This window comes from Nostoc sp. DedQUE02 (genome assembly GCF_034531035.1).
GTDB lineage: Bacteria > Cyanobacteriota > Cyanobacteriia > Cyanobacteriales > Nostocaceae > Nostoc.
Genome location: NZ_JAVRBY020000118.1, coordinates 1 through 10,989, shown reverse-complemented (window position 1 = coordinate 10,989; position 10,989 = coordinate 1). Strand labels below are relative to the sequence as shown.

The 10,989-nt window shown below is 39.2% G+C and carries 12 protein-coding genes and 1 pseudogene; 4 read left to right on the top strand and 9 right to left on the bottom strand.

Annotated elements, in window-relative coordinates; all coding sequences use genetic code 11:
* Positions 1-158 precede the first annotated feature (158 nt).
* The 5 genes from RMX98_RS35630 to RMX98_RS35610 form a co-directional block, all read right to left on the bottom strand.
* A complete protein-coding gene (locus RMX98_RS35630) occupies positions 159-308 on the bottom strand; it encodes a hypothetical protein (protein ID WP_322681809.1) in 150 nt (49 codons plus the stop codon).
* Between the two features lie 47 nt (positions 309-355).
* Positions 356-886, bottom strand: a complete 531-nt coding sequence (locus RMX98_RS35625) for a hypothetical protein (protein ID WP_322681808.1) — start codon at positions 884-886, stop codon at positions 356-358.
* Positions 887-952: 66 nt separating this feature from the next.
* Positions 953-1,255: a hypothetical protein gene (locus tag RMX98_RS35620; protein ID WP_322681807.1), complete on the bottom strand. Its 303-nt coding sequence runs from the start codon at positions 1,253-1,255 to the stop codon at positions 953-955.
* 61 nt (positions 1,256-1,316) lie between these two features.
* Positions 1,317-1,487: a hypothetical protein gene (locus tag RMX98_RS35615; protein WP_322681806.1), complete on the bottom strand. Its 171-nt coding sequence runs from the start codon at positions 1,485-1,487 to the stop codon at positions 1,317-1,319.
* Positions 1,488-1,696: 209 nt separating this feature from the next.
* On the bottom strand, positions 1,697-1,903 hold the full coding sequence (locus RMX98_RS35610) for a helix-turn-helix domain-containing protein (protein ID WP_322681805.1): 207 nt from the start codon (positions 1,901-1,903) through the stop codon (positions 1,697-1,699).
* 858 nt (positions 1,904-2,761) lie between these two features.
* Between RMX98_RS35610 and RMX98_RS35605 the strand changes: the two genes are divergently transcribed.
* Positions 2,762-3,313, top strand: a complete 552-nt coding sequence (locus tag RMX98_RS35605; protein WP_322681804.1) for a 2'-5' RNA ligase family protein — start codon at positions 2,762-2,764, stop codon at positions 3,311-3,313.
* Here RMX98_RS35605 and RMX98_RS35600 read toward each other — a convergent pair.
* Positions 3,239-4,678, bottom strand: coding sequence for an NACHT domain-containing protein (locus RMX98_RS35600; protein ID WP_322681803.1), 1,440 nt, complete (start codon positions 4,676-4,678; stop codon positions 3,239-3,241). The two genes, RMX98_RS35605 and RMX98_RS35600, sit on opposite strands and share 75 nt — an antisense overlap.
* Before the next feature lie 368 nt (positions 4,679-5,046).
* Here RMX98_RS35600 and RMX98_RS35595 point away from each other — a divergent pair, with 368 nt between their 5' ends.
* Both RMX98_RS35595 and RMX98_RS35590 read left to right on the top strand, forming a co-directional pair.
* Positions 5,047-5,808, top strand: coding sequence for a hypothetical protein (locus tag RMX98_RS35595; protein ID WP_322681802.1), 762 nt, complete (start codon positions 5,047-5,049; stop codon positions 5,806-5,808).
* A 224-nt stretch (positions 5,809-6,032) separates the two neighbouring features.
* Positions 6,033-6,863 carry a peptidoglycan-binding domain-containing protein gene (locus RMX98_RS35590; protein WP_322681801.1) on the top strand — a complete coding sequence of 277 codons (831 nt, stop codon included), beginning with the start codon at positions 6,033-6,035 and terminating at the stop codon, positions 6,861-6,863.
* Between the two features lie 323 nt (positions 6,864-7,186).
* Here RMX98_RS35590 and cobO read toward each other — a convergent pair whose 3' ends face one another.
* Together cobO and RMX98_RS35580 are read right to left on the bottom strand one after the other, a co-directional pair.
* Entirely contained in the window at positions 7,187-7,864 is a 678-nt protein-coding gene (gene cobO, locus RMX98_RS35585) for a cob(I)yrinic acid a,c-diamide adenosyltransferase (RefSeq protein WP_322681800.1), read from the bottom strand.
* A 357-nt stretch (positions 7,865-8,221) separates the two neighbouring features.
* Complete coding sequence (locus tag RMX98_RS35580) at positions 8,222-8,686, bottom strand: GFA family protein (protein WP_409881922.1); 465 nt, start codon at positions 8,684-8,686, stop codon at positions 8,222-8,224.
* Positions 8,687-9,061: 375 nt separating this feature from the next.
* Between RMX98_RS35580 and RMX98_RS35575 the strand changes: the two are divergent.
* A pseudogene (locus tag RMX98_RS35575) lies at positions 9,062-9,597 on the top strand (nucleotidyltransferase family protein).
* Positions 9,598-9,972: 375 nt separating this feature from the next.
* Here the strand turns inward: RMX98_RS35575 and nadC are convergent.
* The gene (gene nadC / locus RMX98_RS35570) at positions 9,973-10,839 is read right to left on the bottom strand and encodes a carboxylating nicotinate-nucleotide diphosphorylase (RefSeq protein ID WP_322681798.1); all 867 of its coding nucleotides are present in this window, start codon (positions 10,837-10,839) and stop codon (positions 9,973-9,975) included.
* Positions 10,840-10,989 lie beyond the last annotated feature (150 nt).

Here is a 10,989-nt window from a genome sequence, read left to right as displayed (position 1 = left end):
TACAAATAACTTATGGGCAGTTCTCCCAGCACGGCTGTCACTCCTTATAAGACAAGTGTAGTCTCGCGTGGGGATTCACTCTAGACAATTGGGGAATGGGAAATTTGCATAAATTGGGGGGGGGACGACTAGGGATACTCATCCCCCTTGGTTCTGAATCAATCAAAATTCATCACAGTTTTGGCAGCACCAAACCTCATCAAAACTTCCCCAGAAAACAGAATATTGTCTACATCTTGGGCAATATTTAGGTTCGTTGGCATCATAATCATCTGTTGGATCATAATCATCTGTTGGATCGTAATCATCTGTTTCTTGACTTAATTTTTGTATAGAAAGTCGGACTGGATAATCTTTATTCATGATTTGCGATCACTCTGGTTAATTCCCGAAACAACATATTTGCAACTTTAGACATCAGCTTATTTTGCAAGTGTTTGCCATTGAGCAGTTGCTTACCTGAACCGTCAACATTTTTTTTGAGCTTTTCCTTATACAGAGCAATCTCGTTGCCGATGGGATTGTCCGGCAACCGCCCATCAACCTCAATTTTTGTGATGACGTGTTGCCAGAAGTTCATTCGACAAAGGGCGCTCCCGGCTCCTTTCTCAACTAACTTGTCACCGGATTGCTCGAGGACAGTTCCCATGCCCAGTCTAAGTTTGAAAGCGTCGCGCGAACGGTTACGCTTAACTCGTTTGACATCACCGGGCGAGAATTTGACCACAGATTTGCCATTTTCGCGAGTAACTTCTTTCTTTTTCACCTCCCGTACCTCTCGCTCAATTAACTGTTTCCCGTTGCTGAGGAACGCTTCAAACGGGTAGATTCGGCTTAGTAAGCGAGCGCGAATTCTCAGACCAAAACCAAATTGGTCAAAAATCAAATTGTAGATTCACTCTAAACTATTGGGGAATGGGGAATTTATAGACAAGTTGGAGACAACTCATAGTTAACTCATAGTTAACTTAAAGACTTGAGTGCATATTTTGAGATGCCCCTGTATTGCTTCGTCCCAGGTTGAGTAACGATTCCTTTTTCCATTGAGTGCGCCGCCCATGACTAAAGTTTCAAAAAACATCGGCTCACCATAAGCAAGATTCAAGTCCATACCGACAAAAACAGTTGAAATTATACAATCTTTAATTTCGTTTAGCATAACTGTTGTGTTACTTGATGTCAGCCACAAATCCCACTCCTCCCTTAAGTCAACAGCAACAGGCGTATGTCCTTCTAGTCTGTAGTACCAATTCATAATTCCGTTTTTGTCACATCTTATGCAGTGGACACTATAAACGTGTCCACTGGGCGGTTAGTTAATTTTGATTTGCGATCGCTCTCGATAACTCCCGAAACAGCATATTTGCAACCTTAGACATCAACTTATTTTGCAAGTGCTTGCCATTGAGCAGCTGCTTACCAGAAGCATCAACCTTACTTTTGAGTGTTTCTCTATAAAGAGTAATTTCATTGCCAATAGGATTCACTCTAGCAATTTAGCTCTTGCAGCCTCTGGTATTCCTCGCTAGTAAGGAGGCCCAAATCCTCGCACATCCACAGATATCTAAGTTCCTCGGATGCTTCCTCAATCCAGCCATCTCCCATGCAAAAGTCACAGATTTCTTTTAGCAGCCCTGTGCCATTGCATTTGGGGCAAGTAGTTGTATTTGGTTGATTGGTCGAAATCTCCATTTTGTCACTTAGTAGGCTTAAGCCCTGTAAGCTCGTAAGTCAGTTGATTCCCCGGTTGCTTGCGACCTTGCACAAAGTCGTGTTTTCTTAGGCTCTGTAGCGCTGGATAGAGCCGATGAAATCCCATGTGTAAAGTTTGATGGATTTGGACTGCACGAAGCGGCCCAGCCCGTAGTAGCAAATCATAAATTTTGGCTTCATCTTCAGTCATAATTCCCAAAGGTAAATAAGGCCAATGGACTTTTAGAAATTCTATGTAGGCAGACAACAATACAAGCTGCTACAAAAACATCTGGGGGCAACTTTTGAAAATTACAAAAATAACCTTCTGTCAAAACTCTGTGAATAGTTTTAGGCGAAAGGATACGCGATACCCGGTCGATAGCCGCAAGATAGGGATTATCAAATTTCCTAAATCGCATTGGTCATAATTCCGTTTTTGTCTCATTATCGCCAAAAGCCTTACGCTGTGGTTAAGTCGATACTACGTCTAACCAGCGAGCGTTTTTATTTAAATTAGTCAAAGCTTTGCTGGATTTACCCTTGTTGCTTAGCGCTTTTGGAGCGCTCGCCAACTCAATTTAGTCAAGAATTAGTCAAGGGCAATTTTGGCGGTCTGGAAAGGATGGGTGACGAGGGATTTGAACCCGCAACCAATAGATTAAGAGTCTACTCCTCTAAATGAGTAGCATTTAAGTAGCGCGATCGCACCTGGCGATCGCTAAAAATTTGATGAAGGAGGGTGTTTTTGAGTAGCAAATGAGTAGCAATATGTCTGAATTAGATGAAAAGCCTGTTTTAGCGTGGTTTACTCCTTTCTTTACAAACCACGGCATAAGCTTTTAACTCCAGTTACAACAGACATCCTGCTTTATTTATGACTGTTTTTGAGTAGCAATATCTACAAACTACAGCGATTTACTGAAGAATAGAAACAACATCCTCATCGGACAGAAAAATTTGATCGCTCATTTCGATTTTCTCTTTCAGTAAACAGTATGGCGGATCAAGCGCAAACTCGCTCCGCCTTTCCTAAGTTTTCCTACTGACCACTAATTAATATAGATATATGAGCCGTTTTTTTATCGCCCTTTTACCACCGCAAGATATTCAAGACTACGCCAACGAGATTAAGCAGTACTTTGCCGATCGCTATGCTAGTATCGGGGCACTAAAGTCTCCGCCTCATATTACCCTGCAACCGCCCTTTGAATGGGCAGATGCTAACTTGCCACTGTTAGAAGCATCCTTGAAAGAGTTTGCTGATGAACAACAGCCAGTAGCAATTACACTCAAGGGATTTGATGCCTTTGCGCCTCGCGTCATATACATTAATGTAGTCAGAAGTCAAGAGCTTTTAACTTTACAAGCTGATTTAATGGCTTATACAGAAAGCAACTTGGGAATTGTTGACAAGGTTTCTAAAAGCCGCTCATTTGCGCCCCATTTAACGGTTGCATTTCGGGATTTAACAAAGCAGAATTTTAAAGCCGCTTGGCCAGAGTTTGAAAAGCGTCAGTTGCATTTTGAGTTTACTGCTGACAAATTAACCTTGCTGCTTCACGACGGTAAGCGCTGGAACATTAAAAGAGAGTTTGATTTTTTCTCTAGTAAGAATTGAGCGATATTTTTGTGATTGACGCCGGCCGTATTTGGAGCTAATTTTATTTTGGATCGATTGTTGATTTACATATTCCCTAATCATTGGCGCTACAGAAAAAAGAGTCGCATTTTTGTTGACTAGAGATTGCTCCTGTAAAGATTCTAAAGCATCTATTAATTTTTGTGGTGGTATAGCAGGTGATATTTGCGATCGCAGTTCTGAAAATGAAGCTGGCTGAGAATTATTTGCCAACCACTCAATAATAATATTTTCTATATCTGAAAAACGGTTAAATTGCTCTTTTAAAAGCTGATGAATTTCGCCAAATACTAAAGCTTTTTGATTTAAAAACTCTAAAATATTCCCGTCAAACAGCCTATGAATTTTGTTGGCAGCTATATTTAATAACAATGGATTCCCCGCATAACTATCAATCAGTTGATGGAAATCACCACTTGAACCACAAAATTCACCCTTATTTTTCAATATTTTTTCTACTTCTATTACTTGTAATCCTTTTACTTGCAATGCTCTAACAGGTAATTTTTCTCCGATCAGTGGCCTAATTTCTTTCGGAGTTTCCTGGCTTGTCAACACTAAGCAACTTTGATGAAGTGTTTGTGCTACTCGTGTTATTAATTCGCTATAACCATCACGCTCTCGAACGTAATATCTAAGATTATATTTAGCCGAAGCCTTTTGTGAAATTGTCTCTAAATTATCTAATATTAATAAACAACGAGATTTCTTTAAATAATGAATTAACTGCGAAATTCTGCCATCTAAAGTTTTTGATAAAGTAGTTTTTTGCCCCTTTGATAAAAGTTTAATTAACTCAGCTAACATATCTTTGAATGGTGGAGCATTGCGGAGACTGCGCCAAATAACAAACTCAAACTTATCTTGAATTTGCTCTGTTAACTTGACTGATAAGCTAGTTTTACCCATTCCATCCATACCCAACACAGTCACTAATCGGCAATTTTCTTCAAGAATCCAGTGTTTTAGTGTTGTTAGTTCTGCTGTGCGTCCTACAAATCCAGAGATATCCGGTGCTTCGCCCCAATCAATGAAATTTTGGATTGAATCCTGATTATTAATTACTTCATCAGTTCGAGGTAGTTGATAATCACTGGGTTCAAGTAATAAATTAAAAGCCCGGAAACAGATGTTTAGAGTTTGCTTATCAACTCCTACTTGGCAATGAAATACCTTCATCAGTGTGTCTGGATCTAAGCCAGTGCGATCGCTTAAATCTTCCAAAGTGTAACGTTTATCTAAGTTTTCCCAACTTTGTGCTTGAGATTTCGCTGTTTGAAGTTTATCAAAACCTTGAGGTGTAAGAATAACACCCCGTTTGCGCCTACGTTTTAGTGGATTCATTACTGTCTCTTAAGTTTTGTACATACACTCATAAAGTAATAATCAGTAGTTAGGGCTTATAATATGCCGGCAAATATCAAATATTTGCTCCACTCAAGAGGTTGCTACAAAGATGAAATGTACTTTTCCTGAAATAAAGTTTGTTAAATATTATGAATATTTTTAGGAACGAAACCTTTTTGGTATACGTGCCGGAGATTAACCAGAATTTTTTTTGAAGTTGTGGGTAGATGAAATCCTTACTGCTCAAAGCTTTGGCAAATAGACGACCAAAAATTTTTAAGTTTATTTCTTAAGTTCCTTAACTTCGGTTGTTAGTGCAGACTTACACGTGCAGAATACAAAAAGTTTTTCGATTCAAAAATCCAGTGAAAAAGTTAAGTCGCATTTTAATTGTTATCCTGACCTTTATCCTTTGGTTCGGTGGTCTGAGTCCAGCTTTAGCAGAAAACAAAACAGTATTAGGTATAACCACCCTTTACAGCACCCCAGAGCAACAAGGACAAGGAGTTACGCTCTATAAGGATATACTTGAATACGCAATTGCTACCCCTTTTTCTCTTCCTTCAAGTTTTCCGATTCCTGCTACTAAAGAAGAGTTTGATAAAATAATAGTACCAAAATTGGTCAAAGGTCTTGGAGATGGCTCAGTTACTAAAGCTTGGTTTGACTTCCAAGCTGGAGAAGCTGAAAGTACTGGCAACCAATTGTTTAGTGTTAATGCTCCATCGGGAGATAAAATATATAGTGTAGTATCTGGGAAGCCTTTGCAGCAATGTCCTCTAGAAATTCAAGATACTCAGATTGATTTCTTTTTAGATTCAGACGAAGCAGCAACAAGAGCTAAAGAACTAGATACCCAAGGTTACTTTATCTATGTTTCTCCTGTTGAAGAATTACGCCAGAAAGTACTTGATACTCTGTATGATAAATATACGAGCGAAGGGAAATTTAGGTCTTGTTTCTTAGTTAACGGTACTACTAAGAAGATTACAGTCGACTTCCAACACATTTACACTTTACTTCCTCCACAATTGCAGCAGGCAGCGAGGGAAAAACCACTCGTTTTCTTACCTAAGGGTAAAAATGAGTTTTTATATGTTGTCAATGCCAGACAGCAAGTTAGTTAGTATTCCACTAGATTAAGGGACTTTCAATTAAAAAACATCCCATTCTAGGCATCTTAGTGGCGCACATCTGTGCGCCTTTAACGCGTAGTATCATCAATAGTTAAGAATAAGCGATCGCACCTCTTTCTTTTTCACTCTCTGTAGTCGTATACGTCGAACGTATCAAAGAGTTGCAGCTTATCGTCATATATCGCTTGACTTTTGGAACGCCTTGCAAATAAGAAATGTTAGATTTATTTATTTCTACTTACCTAATTTTTGTAAAACAAGATACATTAAATGGTAGTCTAGTAGCAAAGGAACCAAAAAGTATGGCCGTTAGTAGCCCTGAAGTCATCCGTCATATATTGATTGGGCTGGGATATTTAGCTCCTGAGATTGATCCTAAGCCGGATCTCACTAAATTTGCTCCCTGGAAGCGGAATAACAATTCCTTAACAGATGATGCCACTGAAGAAGCTATTAAAAAGTTTCAGAAACAGTATTCACAAAAACTTACGGTTAATGGTAATGCTGACGCCGAGACTCGATCTGTAATGGAAGATACAGTCATAGGACTTCAGAATAGATTGAAGTTTCACGGTTTTGCAACCAACGCCGAAATTCCTCCAGACAAGCCTTTTTATGGGCCCGCTACTTATACAGCAGTCAAGAAATTTCAGAAATCTCAGGGTTTAACTGAAAATGGTATTGCTACTATTGAACAGCGTCAAATTCTACAGCAACCTAGTCTAACAGGTAAGCCCCAGCCTCAGCCCCAGTCACAAGTCAAGCTGATAGATTTGTGCTTCCAATTCAAAAAAAATCCTCAAAATCCTTCTTACATCGCAGCGTTAAATAACTTACAACAAAATCTACCCAAGGATGTTTTACACAAAGTTACTAACAAATGGAGGGGAACAAACGATCAAAATCCTGAGATTGTCAAGCTGACGAATGTGTTTACTTATTATGATGACAACAATCAAAACCATCGTGATGCACTAAATCACTTACAAAGTCAGATTACCCCAGCCATCTCTCAAGCATTTTTAAGTCTTTGGAATAAGAAGTAACAAATGGGACTTACAGCATAATTCAGAATTCAGAACTAAAACTTTGTACCTCATCAACTTTAAATCTGCTGTATATAGGCGTAATCTGCTTTTCCATATCTGATACCAATTCAAAAAATGTTTACGACAGATAACTCCACCCGCGCTGACGCGCATCCCGTACCAAGGGTAGGGTTGGACAGAGATATTATCTATGTGTTGCATTCTTTTTTCAAATTGGTATGACATACGAGAATTAAAAACCAGGTTTCTGATCTCTGGTGAGTAGGAAACCTGGTTTTTTAACAATTCTGAATTCTGAGTTCTGAATTCTAAATTCTCATTTAATACTCAATTCCCGGTTGTGCTTTCACACCTTGATCGCGGAAAGGGTGCTTAACTAGAGTCATTTCGGTTACTAAGTCAGCACGCTCAATTAAAGCAGGTGGTGCGCCTCTACCTGTGAGAATAACATGTTTGTTAGCAGGTTTTTGCGCCAAACCGGCTAAAACGTCTTCTACTGGTAAGTAAGCCATTTTGAGGGCAATATTGATTTCGTCTAACAACACCAGATGAAAGTCTGGATTGCGGATGTATTCTAATGATTTTTCCCACGCGGCGCTAGCTTTGTCAAGATCGCGATCGCGATCTTGAGTTTCCCAGGTAAAGCCTTCGCCCATTGCATGAAATTCTATCTGGTCTTCCCAATAGCTGAAAACTCTTTTTTCGGAAGGTTCCCAGCTACCTTTGATGAATTGGATGATCGCTACTTTATACCCATGACCGAGCGATCGCAACACCATCCCCAAAGCCGCAGTAGTTTTACCCTTACCATTACCAGTATTTACAATAATTAATCCTTTTTCTGGTACAGCTTCTGCTATGCGTTTGTCTTGCACTTCTTTGCGTCGCTGCATTTTTTTGCGGTACTGTTCATCAGTCAGAGATGAAGACATTACTTCATCAATTAAGCGCCCAATTTCTTGGTCTGAGTTCAGTTCTTCTGGTGTATCGTTTTTCATCAAGCTTGTCTAGAAATAACTGTTAAAAGTGTTGAGAATGAACCAAAATTGTTTTCCTTTATCCAATTTTACTTAAATCACTTAATTAGAAATGTCCAGTAATTTTTCATGTGAAATATTAATACTGTGTTAGCTTTCTTAAAGATTTACAGGCAATTATGGGAATATATATGATATGCAAACTGAACTTATAATTTGAGTTTACTATTACTGTTTTAAATAATTTAATATGTCCATTAAAGCACTTTATCGGTAAAAATTTATCATTATCTCCTTTGGTATAGCCATAAGTTGCATTAACAAGCAAGGATGTTAGTTTTTCAGGGCAATGATGTTTGAAGATCAGGAGTTGTGCATTTATGGATGTTGTTCTTTCCATTTTTCCCATAAAGGCTGTGTATCCTCTGGTTGCCCGTCATAGTTGAGCAATTGGTCTGAAATTATCACCCATGACTGGGCACTGCGTGTCCAAATGTTACCTACTGGGCGTAACCAACTTGTATCATCTAAGGTTCCGGCTTTAACATTGATAGTATTTGAGTTGTAAGTCCGTTCATGGAACAATCGCGTTCCGCAGTCGCCGCAGAACAGGTTATTTACTTCACCTTTGCGATCAGTTTTCCGAGTCCAAGCTTTCGGTTTTCCCTGAACAATCACAAGAGCATATCGTAGTACTGTAAGAGACATTCCGAAGGCACTAGACGATTGTTTCTGACACTCCTTGCAGTGGCATAGGTAAAGAGTTAACGGTTGGGCATGAATTTCATAACGAATCTGTCCACATTGACAACCTCCAGTATATGGAAGACTCACAGGTTTCATCTTCTAATAATTTTTGTTGGCTAATTGTAACTAAAACTATCTTAATCTTAAAGCAGGTTTTAGCATACACAAATAAAAAACATACAAACACGAGGAAATTTTCATTCTCTGCATTTCCCTAAATTTTCCTTATTCTTCATCTTCATCCAATTCATGATCCTCACTCCAGCGCCACCCTTTACCTTCTTGTGGTTTTCCATGTTTGATGAGCTGTTACGCGGCTTGATTGTATAATATAAGATTAAGTAATTAATTTAGTATCAGCCGCCAATATTAACCTGCAAAATGCCACAACAGGACTATCAACACCGTAAGTTTTATCAAATATGAATAATAATATTTTCATTTTCTACTTGATAATCCCAAAAATTTAATATGAATAGTAACACTCACTTACAGATGATTTTAGCTGATACACGTATTGATACAGTATTACCTGCGATCGCCCAATTAAATCTACTAATTGGTGGTTAGCCGGGGGTGCAGTCCGAAACACCGTTTGGGCTTCAATTTTTGGCAATGACTGTGGGTTAGGTATTAAAGATTTTGATATTGCATTTTTTGATATAGAGGGGAACCGTTCCCAAGAACTAGCAGCAAAGGCGACTCTTACAGAACAATTTTCTCATGACGAGTTTGATGTCAAAAATCAAGCCAGTTTTGCTCGTTGGCGTCTTGGTAGCAGACCTTACACTAGTACAGAGGATGGCATCACAGATTGGCTGCACACCGCTACTGCTGTAGGAGTTCGACTAGATGCCCAAGGACAATGGCAATTTTTCACACCCTACGGGTTGGATGACCTATTTAATGGCATTATTCGACCTACGCCAACGCATACTCATAATTTAGAAGCCCATAATAAGGCTTCTGGATTCTTACAGAAGTGTCCTTATCTACGGTTGGCGTAAAAATTACAGAATTACAACCTAAACCTGAACAATGCATACTAGAAGTGTGTAATATGTATTGTGAATATAAGAAACATAGGCTTGCTGAAACTACCTAATAAACTGAATTATTGCGATCGCTTCCCAAGAATGCTAAAGCAGGCTATTGATATCTGTGGGCGAAAATGCAATACAAATCAGAAACTGGTTGATAGAAAACAAATATTCAGAGATTGAATAGGAAACTTTTATCTCTTCTATGAGAGCCTATCTACTTCAGGTAAGACAAGGCAATTTAGTAAAAAATTGATAATATTCTAATTATCTCAGTAAAAATAGCAGCATTTACGTATAGTTTTACTATGCAATTATGAACTTTTCTTCACATTGTGACAATTAAAGTACAATCCTCATGCTCAAATCCAACCACTTCGACTGAGTAATCGGTGCACTGCTAGAAATATAGTCAACACCCGTTTCTGCCACGTCGCGAATTGTTTCCAAAGTCACATTCCCGGAAGCTTCAATTTTCACCTGCCTATCTTGCTGGCGAATCAACTGCACTGCCTGATACATCATATCCAAAGGCATATTGTCCAACATAATAATATCAGCCTTGTGCTTCAGAGCTTCTTTCACCTGCTCTAAACTTTCCGTCTCAACCTCTATAGTCAAGGGATAAGGAATGTGAGAACGAATACGGGTAACAGCTTCTCCAATTCCCCCAGCAGCCGCAATGTGATTATCCTTAATCATTACTGCATCATCCAATCCCATACGGTGATTAATCGCCCCACCCAAACCAGTCGCGTACTTTTCCAACAGTCTCAGCCCTGGCGTAGTTTTACGCGTATCCACCAACTGAGCAGGTAAATCAGCAATTTTCTCTACATATATATTAGTCAGAGTCGCAATCCCACTCAACCGCATAGCCAAATTGAGTGCGACTCGTTCCCCCATCAGCAGCGCATCCAGCGAACCATGAATTTCAGCTACTACCTGTCCTGGCTCACACCATGCACCTTCAGCCGCAACCGCCAAAAAGCTGACTTTTTCATTCAAAATCTGAAATACCCTAGCTGCAACTGGTAAACCAGCAATTATTCCTGAAGCTTTAGCTATCCATTTCGCCGAACTCAGCGTCACATCTTCTATCAGTAGCGTATTTGTTGTGCGATCACCCCTGCCAATATCCTCCAACAACCAGCCATGCAACAGTGGATCTAAAACCAGCCAAGGCGGCAAAACACCATAACTTTTCACAACTTGATTGCTTCCTTAGTGACTTCCAGGAATACTATAGCCTAAAATTCTTACTCTATAAGGCTTTAATAGTGACGCAGAAACAGTTCCAAATAATTTTGGAAAAAATAGTTGACACATGAAGATAGGTTCGTTATATTGAATAAGTGC